We start from the raw sequence: 20,913 nt of genomic DNA, 5'->3' as shown, positions 1-20,913 counted from the left end.
TCAGTTATCGGTTAAAGAGGTTTATTGTGGGGGGTCTTTGGGGTCACTGCCACAAGGTTTCTTAACCGAAGACTCTCACTGCGAGGCAAACCGACAACCATGCCGCGGTTACCGAACGAGGTTTCGGAATGCCGGGGTAAAACGGATAGCATCGAATTCACGCTGGGTCTGCATTCTCTGTATGAGTGCCTTGTCAAGGGCAATCGCCTCGGCGAGGTATTTCAACGCTTGAGAGGATTGTCCGCTTTCTATTGCCGCTAAACTGGCGTGGTATAGGTATTCGGGATTGTTTGGGGTGCGCTCAAGTGCCTGCTTGAAGGCATTGAGGGCTTCTGTGTGCCGTCCCTGTTTGTGCAATATCCATCCAAGCGTATCGTAAATATGTATTGCGTTCGGATCAAGCTTGTGCGCTCGTCTCGCCAACTTTTCTGCTTCTGCTAAGTTCGTTCCCAATTTATCAGCGTAGAGCCACGCTAATGTATTGTATGCTGCCGCAAACTCCGGACCTACCTCGATTGCTTTCAAGAGCAGCGTAACCGACTCCGTCAGATTGCCTGCTGCGCTGGCACGCCGTCCCTGTTCCCACAGTTGATAGGCTTCAAACGAGTATTTTCCTGCTTTAAGTTCGTTGGCGAACGTAAGTAATTGGGCAACCTGTGGATTGGGACGGATCATTTGAACGGTTTTGCACGATTGGATTGCATCGTCGAATCGTTTTAGGTTGAAGTAGACCCACGCTAAGTTCTCGTGTGCCACCGCATAACGTGGACTTAGGGTTACTGCCTGCTCCCACAATCTAAGCGCAGTCGGTATATCTCCCACATTTCTCGCTGAAATCCCTCGTCTCCATGTCCGATACGCCTGCATCGTGTATTCACCGTCTTTAATATCTTGAGCAGTGTTGCGTGTGAATTCAATCGCATTTAATTCAGATGGTGAAATGAGCGTGCCTTTCCCTGAAGAGAACACAGTGGCATTTGCTTTTAATGCCGACGCACATGCCGCGATAGCCGCATCAAACCTCTCCATTTCAAGCAACACCGTGCCCATGTTTGCCCAAGCACCGACTATTTCAGGATTCAGTTCCACTGCTTGTTGATAGGCGGAGACTGCTGATTCCAATTGCTGCGCATAGAGATAACTATTGCCGAGGTTATAGAAGATATCTGCTGTGCCTGAACGCTGAGAAGGCACCCTTTCGGATATCAACGCGATTGCCGAAAGGTAAGTGCGAATTGCGGATTCGTATTCGGTGCTTTGAAAATAAAGTTCAGCCAACTGAAGATATGCTTGTAGATACTTCGGACTTTCAGCAATGGCTTGTTTCCATGCTGCTATTGCTGCTTCCGTCCGTCCTGCACGCTTCGCTCGTGTTCCTACCTTGTAGTGTTGATACGCTGCAAGTGAATAAACGCCAGCCTGTAAGTCGCGAGCGATTGCCAGATTAGCATGCAGTTGCGGCAGGTCTGGGTTAAGTGTCAATCCTTCCTCATACACTACGATTGCTTCGCTAAAGCGACCCAATTCCTGATAGGCAAGCCCTAAATTGTTCAGTGCTTCTACGTTATGCGGTTGAATTTCAAGCGCAGTTTGATAGGCTTTGACTGCCCGTTCATGCAAGGTTCGTCTCGCAAGGCGGGCTATGGCATCTGCCTCGGCTGCTTTGTGTGAAGCCAACCCTAACTTGATAAGCACCTCTGTGTCGCGAGGAAGAAGTTTTAAGGTTTGCGTAAAGGCATCAATCGCTTTTCGATATTCCGTTTTCTGATAGTAAGCAAGTCCGAGATGGTAGTGAGCATCTGCGAAGTCAGGCGCGATTGTTGTAACCTGTTCAAATTTTTCAAGCGCAGCGTCTAACTCTCCGGCGTGTAATTCCTGGACACCCTGAGAGAACAGGGACATCGCTTTTTCGTTTGCGACAGTTGTGTTACCAATCGTAATGAGCAAGACACAAATCCAAAATAGAACTTGACGGGGAGGCATCAATTCATCTTCCTTGCACGTTTGCGAGACAGGTTGAACTCTCCAATGGTCCATACACCGCTGGCGAGGTTTGAAACCTCGCCAGCAAAGGATGCTGCGTAAATCCTGCTATATTTTAGCGAGTTTACCGTTTTATTGCAACTTAACAGGAGCGAAAGATACTGGACTTCTATACACGGGTGGCGTATAATGCCTTGGTGTAAAAGCACTTTGACTTATCTTTTGTAAAAATTAGGAGAACAGATTGCGATGAGGGATCGCGTCTATAGGCGTTTTTTTAGAAAGACCGTGCTTCCACTTCTTCTGTGTCTTTTCATTGTCTCTAATGGAGACGGACAACCAACTGTTAGGTTTACGGATGTCACAGCGGAGAGCGGTGTGGTGTTCCGGCACGAGGATGGCCGCAGCTACAAGAAGTACTTTGTCGAGACACTCGGTTCCGGGGTCGCACTGTTCGATTATGACAACGACAATGATGTCGATATTTATCTCGTCAACGGAACCAATTTGGATTCACCTGATACAACTACAGGTGCGATGAATCGCCTCTACCGCAACGATGGCACGGGACATTTCGTTGATGTAACCGAAGCAAGTCGGGTTGGACATCAAGGCTATGGTGTTGGTGTTTGTGTCGGTGATTACAATAACGACGGTTGGCTTGATATGTACGTCACCAACTTCGGTGCTAATGTTCTGTACCGAAACAGTGGCGACGGAACTTTTAGTGATCGGACGGCAGAAGCAGGCGTGGCGGTTTCTGAGTGGAGCGCGGGATGTGCCTTTGGAGATGTGGATGCAGATGGCGACCTTGATCTCTACGTTGCAAACTATGTTGACTTTTCTGTGGAGACGCACACACCGTGTCGCGTCAAAGGGATTCTGGTTCACTGTAGTCCTCGCACTTATGACGGGGTGAAAGATGTTTTTTTTCGCAATAACGGTGATGGCACCTTTATAGAGGATACACAGAACGCTGGTTTTGACAACTTCGCTGCGCGAGGCCTCGGTGTCACCTTCGGCGATTATGACGCAGACGGGGATGCCGATCTCTATGTAGCAAATGACGCGGATGCCAACTTCCTCTATAACAACGATGGAAGCGGACGATTTCAAGAACAGAGTCAATTTGCTGGCGTGGCACTGAGTGAGCATGGATTGGTCGAAAACGGGATGGGGGTGGCTTTCGGCGATTACGATAACGATACATGGTTAGACCTCGTTGTCACTAACTTTCAGCATCAGACGAATACGCTCTACCACAGCGACGCGGGTGAGTTCTTCACAGATCGGACCTATTCGTCTGGCACTGGTGCCGTCAGTCTGCCTTATTTGGCGTGGGGGGTCAATTTCTTTGACTTCGACCAAGATGGGTTTCAAGACTTCTTCGTTGCGAATGGACATATCCACGATAATGTGGTACTTATTGATAGTTCGACCACCTATGCGCAACGCAATCACCTGTTTTGGAACAAGGGAGATGGCACATTTACGGATGTCACAGCAGGAAGCGGTCCAGGATTTGCATTGCAACGCTCCAGCCGCGGCAGTGCCGTCGGAGACTTGGACAATGATGGGGATTTGGATCTGGTGGTGTCAAACGTCGGTGAACGGGTGGATATTCTGCGGAACGATGGCGGACAAAGTTCAGGGAATTGGATGACCCTTAAACTATTAGGGACTGTCTCTAACCGAGCGGCGATTGGGACGCGAGTGCTTGTCAAAGCCGGTGCGCACATTCAGGTGCGGGAGGTCCGGAGCGGTTCAAGTTATCTCTCACAAAACGATTTGCGTTTACATTTTGGGATCGGGGCAGCGGAAAGTGTCGCATTAGAAATTCGGTGGCAGAATGGAAGCGTTCAGAAATTTTCGGAAGTGCCTGTGAATCGGTTCCTGAAAATTATAGAGGGTGAGAATCAGATTGAACCCTATTAAGGGGACGGTGTTGTGACGCATCGGAAGCCAATGGTTAAATTACGGGTTTCTGGACGCGCGTGAAACCGATAAGCGCACCGCATCTGATAGATACCGAAGAGATTGTTGCTCCACGAACCGCCGCGTAGTACACGGGTCTGTCCTGTTTCGGGTCCCCGCGGGTTTTCAGGTTGGCTGTGCTGATAGTAATCCGGCGCGTACCAGTCAGCGCACCATTCAAACACATTGCCTGCCATATCGTATAACCCGTATCCATTAGGCGAGAAACTTCCGATGGGCGAGGTCCAGTGCCACCTATCTTTTCCCCAAATACCAACAGTGTTCGCATGGTTTCGAGAGGATTCGTTCCCCCACGGATAGTTCTGATTGACAAGTCCACCGCGTGCCGCCGTCTCCCATTCTGCCTCTGTAGGCAGTCGTTTGCCCACCCATTCACAGTATGCCAAAGCATCAGCGTAAGAGACACCGACAACGGGATGTGTCGCGTTGTTAGCACCTACAGGAAATGGTTTTTCTGCGCCCATTTGTGGTGCGTCTTTCCAGTATTTTGGAGTCGGGTGATTCATTGCTGCGATAAACGCAGCGTATTGTGCGTTACTTACAGGGTAACGATCGATGTAGAAGGCGGATAGGGACACAGCGTGTTGTGGGTGTTCCACCTCGAAAAAATCCTCAGCGAGTCGTGCGTCCTTGTTGATCAAAGCAGTGGTTTGTGCCGATCTGCTTCCGATGAGATAGGTCCCCGATGGAATCAGAACCATCTCACTGCCATCAATTTCGTTGACAATGACAGGAGAGGGTTCGGTGAACACTGGACTATTACAGATGAAAAAATAGACACAGAGAAGAATGAAAATGCGCCTGTTTTCGATCCATCGGTGAACGATTTTGCACTTGAAATTCATTTTCATACACCTTTACCAATTTGGGTTATTTTATCATGAATATCCCTACATCGCAATAGAGAGATTTTACTTTTCTGAAAAAATATTAAACAATTCTTGACAAATTCCGACAAAATAAATTATAATTAAAAAAATCTGATACAGAAGGAGGTAACTACCGTGCGAAAAGTTACTATTCTTTTTTACCTGATAGCATCTGTTCTGTTTTTGTGTCGTATGAGTGATGCAAAACTTCTCGTAGCGGATGATTTTAAAGGTAAACTTAACAATAAGTATTGGAAAGGTCAGGACGAGTCCTGGAAAGTAAAGGGCGGTCACCTGGAAATCGAGAGGCTCGGCGGAGATGGCAACGGAGAAGCGGATTTTGGATATGGGTTGATAGAATTTGAAGATTTCGGGCTTCGCCTTGATTTCTATCTGTTTAACGATGATGATTTTCCCAGCAAGATGGAGCTCCTGTTTCGCGCTAACGAAGACTTACACTTCTATCAATTAATTATCACGCCTGAGAATGGATTCGGTCGCCCGAACTCCGCGCGTTGGTACAAGCGTGAAGGGAATGACCGGGGTACCTGGAACGAGTATCGTGATTTCAGAGCCGAATTCCCGTTTCCTGTTACGACAAAGGAGTGGTACACGCTGGCGTTACTCGGGGATGACAACAACTTTCAACTCCATATAAAGAAACAGGGCGAACTCGTCTATGAAAAGGTTACTGAGTGGAGGGATGACAAGAATCTTCATCCTAAGGGTGTGCTCGGAATTCACACCAACCAGCTCCAGCACTATTACATTGATAACCTGTTCCTTTACGATAACCCGCGTGAGGTGAACCTCGCTGTTGAACCGGAAGGCAAACTTGCTGTAACGTGGGCAAACCTCAAGCGAAAGTCGTTCTGAACCCACGAAAAAGGTGTCTAAGCATTTTGATGCTAAAAGGCAGAGGTGACGCTAAACATTGTTATCTTCTGCAAAAAATTGTTGACACTAATTTGCATTTTAAGGTACACTCTGATAAAGTATTCTGCGGGCAAATGATTTATCAACAAACAATTGACTCGTAGAACACAGAAGTATCACAACCGTTATAGAGATCCAAGACAGTGTGGTGACATCCTGGGGAAAATCGAAGCTGTTCGCCCATTGTCTCTTTGGCAACTCTATGACAAGTGTTGGGGTGGCATATTAACGATCCACCGCAACAAATAGAGATAGGTCAGAACCTATACTGATGGCAACCAGACAGGAGGTATTGGATATCATGAAACTCTATGTAAGTATAGTCATTTTCGCCCTTGTGGGTGGTATGGCTATGGTCTCAGCCAACGATTTGGCGTTTTACTCGGGACCAACCAACCCCGGTTGGATTTCCGACAAGGCAGTTGCTGAGAATGTCAAGGTAATTAAGAGCGATCCGGGCATTAAGGCGCTGTTTAACAGTATTGAAGATTTCGGTGATGGCGATGAAGTCGGCGACAATTCTCCGCTCGCAAAATGGTGTGTGGAACATACTGGCAACGGTCAACAGGATGTTATTATCCTTGCCTGTGGAACCACGCCGAGCGGGCTTTATCAGTTTCCAAACAAAGATCCTGATGGCTCCAATGTAGAGAACTTCATTGAAGAAGGCAACGTTGTCATTAACGTGGCGGATTGGATCTTCTACATGAGTTACGAGGGCGGGATACGGAGTCCAAATAATGGGGCAGACGGTGCTGCCAATGTCTTTGATATCCCTGGGTTAACTTTTAGCGATCGGGGTGCTAATTTTGAAGCGACTGCTGAAGGGAAAAAGGCTATCCCTTCATTCAAGCCCTTTAAATCCACCCGTCCATGGCATCTGGAGCAGTTCGAGAAATCGGATTGGGATGTCGTTGCTTTTGCTGAAGCAGATAAAAATACGGCGGATCCAGCAGTTGCAATCAGCAAGTCACCTGGCAAAGATGGGACTGGCATGATTGCAGCCATGTGGCAGGTAGGAAAACCCGAATGGCCAGAAAAACCGGATATCCGCGGTATTGGCGTCGTTGAATTCATCAACAATTGGCTCTCAGAAAATGGTACATTTGATGTTGAAGCCAAGAACAAGTTAGCGACAACTTGGGGTTCACTCAAGGCGGGTCGTTAATTTCGTACATCTTGTATAAGAAAATGCCTCTGTGCCGTCCAAACAGTGCAGAGGCATTTTTTCTTTTTCCCACTTCCTCGTAAGATAATTGCGACTACCGGATATGGCTATAGAGTCTCGCGAGTTTCTCTGGTGAAATCCGAAGGAAATAGAGGAAAGTAATGAGCCAGTTGTTTAACGTCGTCCGGACAATACCGCCAGTTTCCCAGCGTCGGGGAGAGATATGGATACAAGGGCTGACGAGTGTTGTTTTCCCAAGTTTCCGCATTCCTTTTGAAAATTCCATCTCCTCCAGAATTGGAATCTCTGGGAAACCCCCGATTTTATTGAAGTCGGCATGTGCGAGAAAGATACCGCTATCCCCGTAAAATACCTTCAGGTATCTGCCTCGGATGTTCCCCGATATCTCAATGATACGATAGAGAATACTTTTTTCGTCAATCTTCTGTTGAAACCCACCACCGATGTAACCCGATGACAGCGCGGTTTCTACTGCTGCCAATGCCCCCGGCTCAAGCCAAATATCTGCGTGTAGGAAAATTAGGATGTCCCCTGTCGCTGCCGCCGCACCTGCGTTTAACTGCTTTGCCCTTCCACGCCCTGATGTTAGCACCTTTCCATAATTCTCGGCGATATGGATTGAACCATCAGTACTTCCGCCATCTACGATGATAAGTTCGTGGTATTCCTGTTCCGACCGGAGTTGAGACAGCGTTTTTTCTAAAATCTTTGCTTCGTTCAGGATGGGGATAATAATCGATATTTTCCGTACCATCGCCATGCGCGGACCTAAAGGTTTGTTTGCGATGCCTGACACAAAGCAAGTATCGGAAAGACAGACGCATAAATCGGGTCGGCGTAGCCGCCGATGATCTCCCAATAGATACCGACACATTGCTCGGGCCATGAGTTATCTTCTCGTTGGTGTTCGAGTAAAAACGCTACGCCTTCTTTAGCGGCGTGTTTTTCTGGATTGGCGAGTAGGAGAGCATAAGTGCTCCAAGCCGTCTGCTCGACTGTGCTTTCGGTTGGATTCCCAAACATATCCTCTCCCCAACCTCCATCCGCATTTTGGGTGCGTTCAAGCCATTCGACACCACGCTGGACTTCAGGGACACTTTCCTGTCCGGCTTTGATGAGCACCATTATGGCACAGGCGGTGCCGTACGTATCTTTCGCCAGCCATAAGTCTCTCCAATACCCGTCTCGATGTATTTGTCGGCGAAGCCAATGGATTCCACGATTTATCTCACTCTGAACATCTGGTTTATCAGGAACATCGCTTTGCTCAAGCGCGAGGAGTGCTTCAATAGCATGCGCGGTGATGCTCACGCAACCCACATCTCCTTGACCGGGTTGATATGTACTCCAACTGCCATCGGGACTCTGTTGTGTCTTTAACCATCCTATCCCGCGGTGAACTGCCTGATCCAATGCCTCACGGTCGATGGGAGTGCCTACAAAGAGCGAACGGATCAGCGCAAGGGTGCCCAATGCTGTATCGTCAGCGTCACTCGGAAGTGTGCTGTCCTCTAATCCTGAAAATGCCCATCCGCCATCGGCATTTTGGTGTTTGATGAGCCACTGCGCAGCGCGTTTCACTTTATCTGTGAGTTCATCTGTAGGAGGGGTTTGTAACCCCGATTCATTATGTATAGCATACTCTGTTAGGGCGATGATACTCAGGGCAGTATCCCACACATTGAGGTTTAGTGCCTCTCGGCACCCACCATCAGGGTTTCGCGTCGTGCGGAGCCAGTCGATTCCGCGTTCAATAAATGCCGAGGTTTCTTCATCTGCTGTCCATTTTTCTTCAAGTTCAATGAGTGCCAAAACAGAGAGAGCAGTGATATAGTTTACCCGAAACCAGCTGCCGTCGCTGAGGACATGCGATTTCAACCACGCCGTGAGTGACGCAATCATTTCAGGGCGTTTGCGTGTATTTAATTCAATCATGATGAAGACAGGCACGAGGGTATGTTGTTCGGCGATAAACAGGGCATCGAACATTGGGGTGTTGAAGAGAGCAACCGGTGGCAACCGGTGTCTGGGCGGTTTCAACCGACTACCGAGGAATGGGATTTTCGTCAATTGTCTCGCGAGTTTCATGAGCGGCAGCGCGTTTTCTGATAGCGTCAATTCTGTCCAATCAAACTCATTAAAGGCGGCGTAAGCCAATTTAACCAAGGCAAGCTGCGACAGGGATTTGGGCGCGGATGCCAGTCCCTCTTCAACGGATGGATTAGGTGCCTGTTTCTGAATCTGTTCCAGTATTAAGCGGACAAATAGGGTGGCTTCTGTATTCGATATGTTGGCAGTATCGAGTCCCCATCCACCATCTTCGTTCTGATTTGCGATAAACCATTCGGTAAGGGCGGGGTCCAGTGTCTCGCTTCGGATAAGTTCAATCCAGGCATACGCGCAGGTCGGGAAAGTACTTGAGGAGAGTTGTCCTTCAAAGTTGCCGCCTTCACTCTGTTGTGCGAGCAAAGCGGCAGTACCGCGCGTTAATGCAGATGCGACCTGTTCCTTCATAATTCTTCCCCGATGATGTTTCCGCTTTTTATTTTTTAAGGGATCCCCATAAAAGTGGCAGCGTCAATTCTGAGAATTCAACCGCTTGCGGTGCAAGCAAGTTTGGACTTAGCACGTCAGACTCTCTGGCAATATCACTGACTCGGACCTCATCCATCAAACCTTTCCATTTAAACTGACGCGTGTTCTTGCTTCCGATGATGACATCAAACCCACCCCTCACTAATTTGCCACCGTGGTTCGTCGATCCAACCTCTTCTCCATCAATATAGAGTTTAATTTGTTTGGAATCATAGATACCCGCGACGTGCTGCCACTGCTCTAATTCCAATGGTTTTGGCGCACCAGCGAATGCAGTCCCTTTCTCGGTATTGATGTGGAATTTGGCGATGCCGTTTTGGACCCCTAAATGGTAGGCACCGGGGGGACCATCCCAGTTTGTGAAAATAAGTCGCCAGCCGGTCAAGTCTTCAGGATAGACCCACGCTTCAATTGTGATCTCCACTTTCGGTATAAGCACATCCGCTTCACCGAGGGAGATTACCGTATTTCCATCGAAAACAAAGGATTTTCCGGGCTTATCCTCTTTGTTCCATTGTTGATTCTCGTCCCACGCGGCTTTCCCTTCTATTTCACCCTTAACCTCGTTCTCAGATATGTCTGACACATCGCTGTTGTCAAAGTGCCACAAACCAAGCGTTGCTTCATCTGGAAGATACTCAAATCCACCAGCGGCAAAGCCTGATCCGATTATTGAAAAAATAAAGAACACAGATGAAAGCGCGCATTGCCATTTGATTGAAGTCATATTCCATTGCTCCTTTTACAGCACTGAATTCTGATGTATAGTTTAGCATGCCATTGCTGTGAGTGTCAAGTTTTCTCGCGCCAGATATTCGTCTCGGAAAATTTGATAAATTGCGTCCAATTTTTCTCGGTTATGCTATAATAAGGCATTCATATATGAAAAAGAAGGAGCTAAACAAATGGCAGATATTATCAAAGGTGCCGTCCTCGGGTACGGAGCGGCATTTAATATGGGCAGAGCCCATGCAAATATGATGCAAAACACCGAGGGCATCGAATGTGTTGCCGTCTGTGACATCGATCCAGACCGAACAAAGGCGGCGGAAGAAGACTTTCCGGGAATCCGCACCTATAACACAGTCGAAGACCTCAACGCGGATGACGGGATTGATCTCGTCGCCAACGTCCTCCCGCATAGCTTGCACTGTGCGCCAACCGTGGCGAGTCTTAAAGCGGGCAAGCATGCCATCGTTGAAAAACCGATGTGTGTTACAATCGCGGAAGCTACCGAGATGATCACAACCGCTCAAGAGAACGGCGTTATGTTGTCCGTTCACCACAATCGGCGATGGGATGCCGATTTTTGGACACTTCGCGAACTCGTCCATTCCGGTATTATCGGTAAAGTCTTTAACGTTGAGATGTGGGGTGGCGGTTATGGCAGACCGAATCCTGATTGGTGGCGCAGCGTCAAGGCAATCTCCGGTGGACAATTCTACGACTGGGGTGCCCATTATCTTGATTGGCTGCTCAATGTTCTTGAAGCCCCGATGATTAACATCACCGGCTTTTATCAACCGAACCTCGTCTGGGATGATATTAGTAACGAGGACCACGTCCAAGCGATTATTCGGTTCGCAGGTGGAAAAGTGGTCGCAGATGGAGCAATGGCAAACATTCAGATGTCTAACATCGCGAAAATTGGTGGACCGCGGTGGAAACTGCTCGGTTCACACGGTGCAATTACCTCCGAAGGCAACGGATTTAAAGTGCTATCCGAAGTCGAAGGACAGCCGAACGAGCAGGAGGTCGGGCATCACGGCAGACCTGGACCGAGCTACTATCAGAACATCGTCGCTCATTTGAACGATGGCACCCCTTTACTCGTTACACCGGAATCCGCTCGCCGTGTTATTGCTGTAATGGATCTGGCAGAAAAGTCCGCTAAGACCCATCAAGCGGAGACGGTGCCTTACGAGTTTGAATAGCGGCATATCTGCTTCGAGGATGGGGTTCCCGCATTCACTCGATAAGTTTTTGACCTCATCCTCATTTCTCCGACTTTTACCAATAAACTTTTAACCTCACCGTCCAATCAAAGAAAAAAATATGAAAACCATCGTTTTTGAGAAAATCCAGCAATTACGTATTCACGAGAAACCCATCCCCGCGCTTGCTACTGGAGATGTGCTTATCCAGATGGACCTCTGCGGTATTTGCGCATCTGACCTCGCTGCACTGCGTGGAGATGTGTCGGATTATGCACCACCCGTCGTGATGGGACACGAACTCGCAGGCGTGATAGTAGAGAGTCGACACCCAGATGTCAAAACTGGAGAACGGGTTACCGTCAATCCAATGCTCTCTTGTGGCGTGTGTACCGAATGCCAGAATGACTTGGATAAATATTGCAATACCGTTGAAGGCATCGGGCACGACATTGACGGCGGCTATGCCGAATACATGCGGATGCCAAAGCATGGCGTGGATACGGGTAAGCTTATCCGAGTACCGGAGAGTATTCCGCCGGAAGAACTGCTCTTCCTGGAACCTTTGGGCTGTTGCCTGAATGCGATGCAAGAAACCTTTTTCAAGGATTCCGTCGCTATCCTCGGTGCCGGTCCCATCGGTTTGATGTTCACGCAATTGGCGAAGCGCGCCGGTTTAGCAACCTACGTGGTGGAGCCGTTACCTCACCGCAGAAGTGTTGCCGAAACCCTCGGCGCTGATCTCACTTTTGATACTTCACCCGAGGGGGTCGCACAGCTCCAAGAGATTACCCGTGGCGGGGTTGATACTGTCATCTCTGCAACCACTAATGACACTTCCGCAATTACGCTTGCTTTTAAGGTGGTACGTAGAGGTGGGTGCCTCAACTTCTTTGGACTCGCTCCGGAAGGTGAAGAGCTCCGCGTCAATCTGGAAGAATTTCACTATGCGGGCCACAAACTAATGGCTTCGTGGGCGTTTTCCCGCGCCAGCCTTGAAGAATCCAAACAGCTTCTGATAGAGAAAACACTCAATTTTGAGCCTTTGTTAACCGATCGGTTTCCGATTGCTGAGGGTTTAGCAGCGTTCGATAACGCGGATGCACGACTCGGTGTCAAGACAGCCGTGCATCCGTAATGGATATACTGTTGTTCAACTTTTATAGTAAACCCTGAAAATAAGTAGATCTTTCCAGTGCATGGAAAACGCTCCACCTCGCCTGTTTACAATGTATCGTTAATTGTAAACAGGCGTATAAACGCCTTTTAATTTTGACTTTCCTCTATTTTTGTGGTATCTTTAACGTGACTATAGAACAGCACACAAGGAGATACCAACCGAAATATGATTCTCGGTGCACATGTGTCCACTTCAGGTGGCTTACACAATGCCATTAAAAATGGCGAAGAACTCCACTGTGACACGATCCAAATTTTTTTGAGAAATCCGAATCGGTGGCAAGCAAAACCGCCGACTGCCGCGATAATTGAAAAATTTCGTGATGCTTGGACGGCATCTGCCATTGGAGATGTAATTGTTCACGATATTCACTTGAGTAATCTTGCCTCGCCGAAAACGGAGGTGCTTGAGAAATCACGCCAACAGTTTCAGGAACAGATGGAACTTGCGTCTATGCTCGGTCTCCGCTATATTGTTACACACCTCGGCGCGCACCTCAATGAAGGTGAAACGTTCGGCTTAAAACAGTTGAACGAGAGTTTCGATTTCCTACTCGAAAACGTTGAAGCACCGGATGTCACTATTCTCCTTGAGACCACGGCTGGACAAGGCACGAACCTCGGCTACTGCTTTGAACATTTGCGCGATGTTATCGGTATGTCGAAATACCCAGATCGATTTGGAGTCTGTTTGGATACCTGCCATGTCTTCGCCGCTGGTTATGACCTGCGGACCGAAACTGACTGTGAAACAACGTTTAATCGGTTTGATGACATTGTTGGCCTCACACGATTACAGGCTTTCCATCTCAACGACGCAAAATCAACCTACCAGAGTCGCGTAGATCGGCATGAACACATTGGAGATGGCAATATCGGCGCAACAGCATTTGCGTATATCCTCAATGATTCTCGATTTGCGGAAATTCCACTCATTATTGAAACACCACAAATGGAAACAATGCACGAGACAAACCTCGCGACTTTGCGTCAACTAAAGGCGTAGGCAAGTCTACAGTATTGAAGTAGAAACCGGCGGAGATTAAGGTGTGTCTATCGGTTTTTGGGAAGTAACCTTTCTTATTATCCTTTTTTTAGGAATCGTTATTGTATCACGTCTCGTGGAACGCTTTCAAACAAAGCGGATTTGTCCTGAATGTGGATTAGCAATCCGGACGCACACACCGAATTGTCCGGCGTGTGGACGTAGTTTTTCAACAAAGGCATAACATCATGGAAAAAACGAAATTAAAGATCGGCGGAATGTCCTGTCAACATTGCGTCAAAACTGTAACCGATGCGCTCAAGGAACTCCCCGGCGTTCGACGTGCGAAGGTGAATTTGCGCAAAGCGGAGGCTGTTGTTCATTTTGATGCCTCTCGTATTACAACTGCGAATCTCACAGAGGCAATAACTGCAGCAGGTTTCGAGGTCCTTTAACATACCAGAGGCAGTAAAAATGGAGGTTGTTGATGAAAAAATTACTCATGGCAATTTTCGTAATGTCTTTGAGTATCATTGGATGTGAAATCCCATACACAGGTCCAATGCTAACAGTTGACCGTGTGGACCAGTATCTTCATAGTACTGGTCAAGATAACGTATGTCTACAAGATGGATTTGATTCAATCTGTATAAAAGTTATTCCAGGACCCCAAGGACCCAGAGGCCCCGAAGGTCCCAGAGGACCCCAAGGCCCCCAAGGAGAACCAGGAAGTCCTGGTGTAAACGCTCCAATCATCCACATTCATGAAAGAAGCATCATTTATGAATTCTATTATGAAAACAAACTTGCCCTCCGAGCAGAGACGCAAGCGGACACCTCCGAACTCTTAGAATTATTAGCGGCGCAACAAGGCGATCAGGATGATGGCGGCAACAACGATGATCCGACAGTGCCAACAGCCCAGTCAGTTACACGCCAAAAAGTAGGGTGGACCGTGTGGATAACATATCCAGATACAGATGGCGATGGACTCGGGGACACACCCGAGCGGGCGGGGACAAATTTTAATGTGGATACCGGACTTCAGGTCACAGTACGCGCCAGAGACGAAAGTGGCTTTGTGCACAACCTTACTGCATCATACGAGGAAGATGAGAATGGTAACCAAATCCCTGTAATAAGGAGAGTTGCACAAACCAAAGGTGGTCCCGGCGGAGATGCCCTTCAATTCTTCGTTTTAACGAAACTAAATGAAATAGTTATTAGCGTCATTGGTTTATTCTCCCACCATGAGGCAATATTCACAATGACAGACGGTCAGGATGGTGTAAGACCCGTAAATTCTACGTTTCACCTGAACCTTCTGTAAAATTGGTGATTTAGCGATTGACAAATGTTTGAATCGAGCTGACGTTAATTAAAAACGGAGGTAATTGATGAAAAAATTGCCCCTTGCAATTTTTATCGTGTCTCTGAGTGTCACTGGATGTGAAAACCGTTATACAGGTCCCATACTAACGGTTGATAATGTAGACAGGTATCGTCTCTCGGTTGGTGAGGACACTCCCTGCCTGCTTGTGGGGTTTGATGCCGTTTGCATAAAGGTTATCCCGGGAGCCAGAGGAGTCCAAGGACCGCAAGGACCCAGAGGACCGCAGGGCCCCCACGGAGAACCGGGAAGTCCTGGTGCTAACGTCCCCATCATCCATATTCATGACAGGAGCATCATTTATGAGTTCTATTATGAGGACAAGCTTCTTTTGCGAGCAGAAAAGGAAATGGATACCACCGAGATTCTGGCACAATTGACAGCGCAAGAGGAAACTGAGTTAGAAGAACACCTCGGTACTATTTTGCCACCAGATGTCAATACCGGTGGCAGTAATAACAATGGTGGTCCCCCCGGCACCCGCAACAACGGTAATAATGGCGGCAACAATGGTGGAGGCAACAACGGCGGTAACGGTGGTAATGGTGGCACCAATGGTAATGGCGGCAACGGTGGCAACGGTGGAGGCACCGATGGCAATGGTAGTGGCACCAATGGTAATGGCGGCAACGGTGGCACCAATGGTAATGGTGGTAATGGTGGCAATGGTGGCAATGGTGGTAATGGTGGTAATGGCGGCACCAATGGTAATGGTGGTAATGGCGGTAACGGTGGCACCAATGGTAATGGTGGCAACGGTGGCACTAACGGGGGCAATGGCAACGGTGGTAATGGTGGTGGCAACGGTGGTGGCACCAATGGTAATGGTGGCAACGGTGGCACTAACGGGGGCAACGGCAATGGTGGTAATGGTGGTGGCACCAATGGTAATGGTGGCAACGGTGGCACTAACGGGGGCAACGGCAATGGTGGTAATGGTGGTGGCACCAATGGTAATGGTGGCAACGGTGGCACTAACGGGGGCAACGGCAATGGTGGTAATGGCGGTGGCAACAATGGAGACGATCCGGCAACCCCAGGTTCTATTGATACGCACCGAGTTTACCCTCTAAAGGATGGCGAATTGGATACAAGTAAAAGCGTAGGGTGGGTAGTCTGGGTATACTATCAAGATCCAATCCCCACACATCGTGGAACTACAATTGGAACCAGCGGATTTGGGATTGAGATATATGTGGATGGTAACCGTCATCCAGATATAAACGCGGACACATTTGTGGTACAAGCCGACGGCATCGATGATCAGGGTAATCCGGATCATAACATTCAGTTCTTTGTTTCATCTAAGGCGTATGAAGGTCAAACTCCTGCGGCTACGATAGAGATTAGGGTAACGGGTTTACTATCCGCCAACCATGTATCAACATTTACGCTTCCGAACACGGTAACTCCAGAAGGAAGTACCTTCCAAGATGATCCTCTGGAACCTGGTAATTAGCCCAATCAGCAGAGGAACAAAGAGGAAAGGTTCGGTTAGATCGCGGTTTGGGGTACAAAACCTCCGCGAATAATCAAGCACCTTAAAGTGTGTAGTCTATGGACACAGCAAAAATTCAGGTGAAAGCAGGTAACGGCGGGAACGGCTGTATCAGTTTTCGTCGAGAAAAATATGTCCCTCGCGGTGGACCCGATGGCGGAGACGGCGGCAGTGGCGGCAACGTCATCCTTACGGCAACCCTTGGGATGAGTACGCTGATTGATTTGCGTCATAACCCGCGCCAAGTTGCTGAAAAGGGTGGACACGGCACCGGCAAACAACGAGACGGTGCTGACGGCGCGGATCGCGTTATTAGAGTGCCGACTGGTACTATTGTCAGAGACTTGGAAACAACGGAACTCCTTGCAGATTTAACAGAACCTGGTGAAACTGTCGTTGTCGCACGTGGCGGGATCGGTGGCAAAGGGAATGCCCACTTCAAGAGTAGCACGTTCCAGGCACCGCGTGTCGCCGAGAAAGGTGAACCCGGCGCAGAACGCGAGATAACCCTTGAGGTCAAACTTATCGCCGATATCGGACTGGTCGGTTATCCGAACGCTGGTAAATCAACACTGCTGGCGCGAACATCTGCTGCAACCCCGAAAATTGCAGCGTATCCGTTCACCACGCTCCGGCCGAATTTAGGGGTCGTCCGCATCAATCGGGAACAGAATTTCGTTCTTGCCGACATCCCTGGATTGATAGAAGGCGCACACAAAGGAGCAGGCTTAGGACACCAATTCTTACGGCACATTGAGCGCACCAAAATGCTGATCCATGTCATTGATCTGAGCGCGACAGATGGACGAGATCCGATCAAGGACTACGAGCAACTCAACCTCGAACTGAAGCATTACAACGAACTCTTGACAAAACTCCCGCAAATTATTGCCCTAAACAAGATAGATATGCCGGACGCTGCAGCGAATTTGGAACGTGTCCAAGCATATTTCGATAAGCGGAAGGTTTTTCCGATCTCCGCGGTTACGGGTGAGGGTGTGAATTCACTTATGCAACAAGCCTACCGCTCCTTACAATACCTTGAAGCACGCGCCCGAGAGGAAGCAGAGACGACGATTGTCTTTGAACAGGAATTTCCGCCAGAACCACGCGCACGGTTTGAACTTTCTGAGACCAAGGAGGGTTTCATTGTTAGCGGTGCTGAGCCGCGCCGTGCTGTCCTCATGACTGACATGGAAAACGAACAAGCACTCATCCTACTGTACCGGAAATTGAAAAACATGGGAGTGATGAACGCACTGGAACGCGCAGGTGCTGTAGAAGGAGATACCATTCAGATTGATGAATTTGAGTTCACCTATAGCCCACGGGCAATGCAATCCGGCTGAACAACGCGCCTGTTTGTCAGACGTGAAACGCGTTGTCGTGAAGGTCGGAAGCAGCACCATTTCAGAAGGTGCGAACCTCAATGAAGATGCACTCCATGGGCTTGTCCACGATTTAGCACTCGTGAAACAGGACGGTGTAGAGGTTATCCTCGTCACATCTGGGGCAATCGCCGCAGGCTGGCCACAACTCGGTCTAAAGCAGCGACCACAGACGCTGCCGCGCTTACAAGCCGCCGCCGCTGTTGGACAGATCCAGTTGATGGCGGTTTATGAGGAACTATTTCGCAACTATGGGCAGCAGGCTGCACTCATGCTCCTTACACGCGACGATTTCTCTAATCGGGAACGCTACACCCGCATGAACGATACGATGCGCGCCCTTCTCCATCTCAACGTAATACCGATTATCAATGAAAACGATACCGTTGCTGTTGACGAAATTAAGGTCGGTGATAACGATACCCTCTCCGCTTATGTGACAAACCTCGCCCAAGCGCAACTCCTCGTTATCCTCTCAGATCAGGCAGGCTTTTACACCGCAGACCCCAGACACGACCCTAACTCAGAATTGATTCACACTGTCCCATCTATTTCAGAGAATATCTGGCAAGCCGCTGGGACAGCTGGCACAACGAGCGGCACAGGTGGGATGGTGACGAAGTTGCGAGCCGCCGATATCGTTACCGGATCGGGAGAGATGATGGTGATGGCACACGGACGGGAACCACTTGTCGTAACAAGACTCTTGAAGGGTGAGCTTCTCGGGACGTTGTTCCTTCCAAACTCCCGTATCTCTGGACGAAAACGGTGGATCGCTTATTCGCGTCCTCCTAAAGGTAGGCTCTTTGTGGATAGCGGGGCACAGGAGGCTCTCGTACAAGGTGGAAAAAGTCTATTGCCTGCAGGCATCCGACGCGTTGAAGGTGATTTTGACTATAGCGATACGGTTTCGTGTCTCACTGAAAATGGAACAGAATTCGCACGCGGTTTGGTAAACTATAATGCTGTAGAGACTGCCAAACTTGCGGGGAAACACACGAAGGATATTGAGAACATTCTCGGCTACCGCGATTACGATGAAATCATACATCGGGATAATCTCGTATTGCTCGACTAATACTATGCACTAAACAATGCCAATGCGGTTGAAACCCTCTATCGACGGGAGAATTGGATTTTTATAGTAAAGTCAACAAATAAGTTTACATTTTCTGAAATTTATGTTAGCGTTTATGATTATGGCCTATTCAACAGATTTACGCAAACGCGTGCTCGATTTCGTCAATACCGGGGGCAGTAAAGCCGAGGCAGAACGCACTTTTCGTGTTTCAAGAAGGACGATCTATAACTGGTTAGAAACTGAAGATCCCTTCGCCCGTGAGAAACCGGGGCCCAAGGTCCCCCGAAACATTGATTACGATGTGCTTCGGCAACATGTCGCCGAAGTCCGAGATGCCACCCTCGCAGAACGCTCCAAACACTTCGGTGTTTCCAAAGGGTGTATCTCCTATGCCTTTGAGAAACTCAATATCACGCGAAAAAAAAGACGCTAACCTATAAGGAACAATGTCCAGCAAAGCGTCAAGTTTATCTTGATGCCTTGGCACTTGAAGTTGAAGTGGGAGGTAAAACCCCTGTTTATGTTGATGAAAGCGGTTTTTCCAACACAGATGTCCGTCGGTATGCTTATGCTCCCAAGGGTATCTGCGTCAGCGATAAAATATCGGGTTTACATCGGTATGCCTCCCCCTCTTTGATCGCACGGAGATTGTTTCACAGTGGCTCTGCTTTTTCAAGGGGAAACCTGTGATACGATCACCTTCAATGTGTGGTTAGAGCATCAGTTATGTCCCTGCTTGATGAGACGCACGTTGTGATTCTCGATAATGCGTCGTTTCACAAGAGTTCTGAGACGGCGAGGCTCATCGCCGAGACGGGGGCGAGTTTACTGTTTTACCTCCGTATGCTCCCGAACTCAATCCGATTGAGAAGGATTTTGCTAACATTAAACGAACCCGGCAATACAACCCAGAAGTCTCTATTGACCAAATCATAAAACTGTATAACTAATTATTGACTCTACTATAATAACCTTCCGCCGACATCAAAACTCAGTCGTAAGAGTGGCTTGGGGAGCCAGTGCCGCATTTTTAGGATATCATAGCTGAAAATCTGGTGGATGTGCTGTGCCTGGAGCTCTTGAAACTCCTCGACTTTTGAACTCCCTTGGAGTGTATAAAGCGTCACATCTCTAAAATTCATTGAAAGAAGATTTCGGAACTCGCTGGCGTTGTATTCGCATTCGTGATGGGGCGATTGGAGACCTGTAGACTCCCGAAGTGGAGAATATCGATTCGGTGTTGAAATGAGAAGCACTGCTGCGGGGTGGACCAAGCGTTTGGCGACTTCCTCCAAGAAATGTTCGGGGGTTGTTAGGTATTCAATGAGATGAAAACAGCAGACGACATCAAACGGATAAGGGAAATATTTGTGAAGTTGTGAGACATCTTGGATGTAGAAATCGAGATTTGGGAGATTGTATTTTTGCTTTGCTTGTTGGATGGTCTTTTTGTGTTTGTCAACGGCGACGACCTTTTTTGCGTGTTGTGCCAATAGGTGGGCACCGTATCCGTCGCCACATCCGAGGTCCAAGACGCGCTGCGCTTGTGTGAATTGTGTTGCGTATTGATAGACGGCGCGATACTGACAGTAGAATGGATGATTCGCTTTTTGGGTTGGATCTGTTCTGTCTGCCATGAGAAAAGGTCTCCTGATGTGCGATTATAGTAAAGTTTAGAATTAATTAGACACTCTGCATCGGTGCGATTAGGAAACCGCGCCATAAGTGTCAATTTAGGGATATTTCGTTGTATTTTATAGGAATGTCCCTACAAATGCCGCCCCTACGGGGCTTAGGTCTTGTTGGACACACGTTTCTATAGAGATGCCGTCCCTACGGGACTAAGAAATGTACTTGCCCTTACATTTTTTATTCGATGCGAAAGATGTTT

At 48.4% G+C, this 20,913-nt stretch carries 19 protein-coding genes; 13 read left to right on the top strand and 6 right to left on the bottom strand.

Translation table 11 applies throughout. The features are described from left to right. Positions 1-108: 108 nt before the first annotated feature. On the bottom strand, positions 109-1,983 hold the full coding sequence (locus tag OXH39_00825) for a tetratricopeptide repeat protein (GenBank protein ID MCY3548973.1): 1,875 nt from the start codon (positions 1,981-1,983) through the stop codon (positions 109-111). A gap of 249 nt (positions 1,984-2,232) precedes the next feature. Between OXH39_00825 and OXH39_00820 the strand changes: the two genes are divergently transcribed. After that, positions 2,233-3,918 (top strand): CRTAC1 family protein, encoded by a 1,686-nt coding sequence (locus tag OXH39_00820; GenBank protein ID MCY3548972.1) that lies wholly within the window; start codon positions 2,233-2,235, stop codon positions 3,916-3,918. On the opposite strand, the gene OXH39_00815 is transcribed toward OXH39_00820, so the two are convergent. Next, complete coding sequence (locus OXH39_00815) at positions 3,915-4,823, bottom strand: formylglycine-generating enzyme family protein (protein MCY3548971.1); 909 nt, start codon at positions 4,821-4,823, stop codon at positions 3,915-3,917. The two genes, OXH39_00820 and OXH39_00815, sit on opposite strands and share 4 nt — an antisense overlap. A gap of 159 nt (positions 4,824-4,982) precedes the next feature. On the opposite strand from OXH39_00815, the gene OXH39_00810 reads away from it, so the two are divergent. Both OXH39_00810 and OXH39_00805 read left to right on the top strand, forming a co-directional pair. Beyond that, the gene (locus OXH39_00810; protein ID MCY3548970.1) at positions 4,983-5,723 is read left to right on the top strand and encodes a hypothetical protein; all 741 of its coding nucleotides are present in this window, start codon (positions 4,983-4,985) and stop codon (positions 5,721-5,723) included. Between the two features lie 361 nt (positions 5,724-6,084). Next, on the top strand, positions 6,085-6,951 hold the full coding sequence (locus OXH39_00805; GenBank protein MCY3548969.1) for a hypothetical protein: 867 nt from the start codon (positions 6,085-6,087) through the stop codon (positions 6,949-6,951). Positions 6,952-7,045: 94 nt separating this feature from the next. Here the strand turns inward: OXH39_00805 and OXH39_00800 are convergent, their stop codons facing one another. Genes OXH39_00800 through OXH39_00790 form a run of 3 tightly spaced genes read right to left on the bottom strand, consistent with a single transcriptional unit; the run spans position 7,046 to position 10,294 of the window. Next, the gene (locus tag OXH39_00800; GenBank protein ID MCY3548968.1) at positions 7,046-7,726 is read right to left on the bottom strand and encodes a TIGR04283 family arsenosugar biosynthesis glycosyltransferase; all 681 of its coding nucleotides are present in this window, start codon (positions 7,724-7,726) and stop codon (positions 7,046-7,048) included. Between the two features lie 14 nt (positions 7,727-7,740). Next, entirely contained in the window at positions 7,741-9,486 is a 1,746-nt protein-coding gene (locus OXH39_00795; protein ID MCY3548967.1) for a hypothetical protein, read from the bottom strand. 28 nt (positions 9,487-9,514) lie between these two features. Next, on the bottom strand, positions 9,515-10,294 hold the full coding sequence (locus OXH39_00790; GenBank protein ID MCY3548966.1) for a LamG domain-containing protein: 780 nt from the start codon (positions 10,292-10,294) through the stop codon (positions 9,515-9,517). Between the two features lie 178 nt (positions 10,295-10,472). On the opposite strand from OXH39_00790, the gene OXH39_00785 reads away from it, so the two are divergent. The 10 genes from OXH39_00785 (at position 10,473) to OXH39_00740 (ending at position 19,958) form a co-directional block, all read left to right on the top strand. Next, positions 10,473-11,501 carry a Gfo/Idh/MocA family oxidoreductase gene (locus OXH39_00785; GenBank protein MCY3548965.1) on the top strand — a complete coding sequence of 343 codons (1,029 nt, stop codon included), beginning with the start codon at positions 10,473-10,475 and terminating at the stop codon, positions 11,499-11,501. A 121-nt stretch (positions 11,502-11,622) separates the two neighbouring features. Next, entirely contained in the window at positions 11,623-12,639 is a 1,017-nt protein-coding gene (locus OXH39_00780) for an alcohol dehydrogenase catalytic domain-containing protein (GenBank protein MCY3548964.1), read from the top strand. A 207-nt stretch (positions 12,640-12,846) separates the two neighbouring features. Then, positions 12,847-13,686 carry a deoxyribonuclease IV gene (locus tag OXH39_00775; GenBank protein ID MCY3548963.1) on the top strand — a complete coding sequence of 280 codons (840 nt, stop codon included), beginning with the start codon at positions 12,847-12,849 and terminating at the stop codon, positions 13,684-13,686. A gap of 227 nt (positions 13,687-13,913) precedes the next feature. Continuing rightward, a complete protein-coding gene (locus tag OXH39_00770; GenBank protein MCY3548962.1) occupies positions 13,914-14,120 on the top strand; it encodes a copper ion binding protein in 207 nt (68 codons plus the stop codon). Between the two features lie 32 nt (positions 14,121-14,152). Further along, positions 14,153-14,995 carry a collagen-like protein gene (locus OXH39_00765; GenBank protein ID MCY3548961.1) on the top strand — a complete coding sequence of 281 codons (843 nt, stop codon included), beginning with the start codon at positions 14,153-14,155 and terminating at the stop codon, positions 14,993-14,995. A gap of 67 nt (positions 14,996-15,062) precedes the next feature. Then, positions 15,063-16,514, top strand: a complete 1,452-nt coding sequence (locus OXH39_00760) for a collagen-like protein (protein ID MCY3548960.1) — start codon at positions 15,063-15,065, stop codon at positions 16,512-16,514. Between the two features lie 98 nt (positions 16,515-16,612). Then, positions 16,613-17,902: a GTPase ObgE gene (gene obgE / locus OXH39_00755; protein MCY3548959.1), complete on the top strand. Its 1,290-nt coding sequence runs from the start codon at positions 16,613-16,615 to the stop codon at positions 17,900-17,902. Further along, complete coding sequence (proB, locus tag OXH39_00750) at positions 17,856-19,019, top strand: glutamate 5-kinase (GenBank protein MCY3548958.1); 1,164 nt, start codon at positions 17,856-17,858, stop codon at positions 19,017-19,019. Before obgE ends, proB begins: the two co-directional genes overlap by 47 nt. Positions 19,020-19,134: 115 nt before the next feature. After that, a complete protein-coding gene (locus OXH39_00745; GenBank protein MCY3548957.1) occupies positions 19,135-19,455 on the top strand; it encodes an IS630 transposase-related protein in 321 nt (106 codons plus the stop codon). Positions 19,456-19,748: 293 nt separating this feature from the next. After that, entirely contained in the window at positions 19,749-19,958 is a 210-nt protein-coding gene (locus OXH39_00740; protein MCY3548956.1) for a hypothetical protein, read from the top strand. A gap of 26 nt (positions 19,959-19,984) precedes the next feature. On the opposite strand, the gene OXH39_00735 is transcribed toward OXH39_00740, so the two are convergent. Continuing rightward, complete coding sequence (locus OXH39_00735; protein ID MCY3548955.1) at positions 19,985-20,659, bottom strand: class I SAM-dependent methyltransferase; 675 nt, start codon at positions 20,657-20,659, stop codon at positions 19,985-19,987. Between the last annotated feature and the right edge of the window lie 254 nt (positions 20,660-20,913).

This window comes from Candidatus Poribacteria bacterium (genome assembly GCA_026702755.1).
In the GTDB taxonomy this organism is placed as follows: Bacteria; Poribacteria; WGA-4E; order WGA-4E; family WGA-3G; genus WGA-3G.
This window is presented reverse-complemented; position numbering and strand designations above follow the sequence as displayed.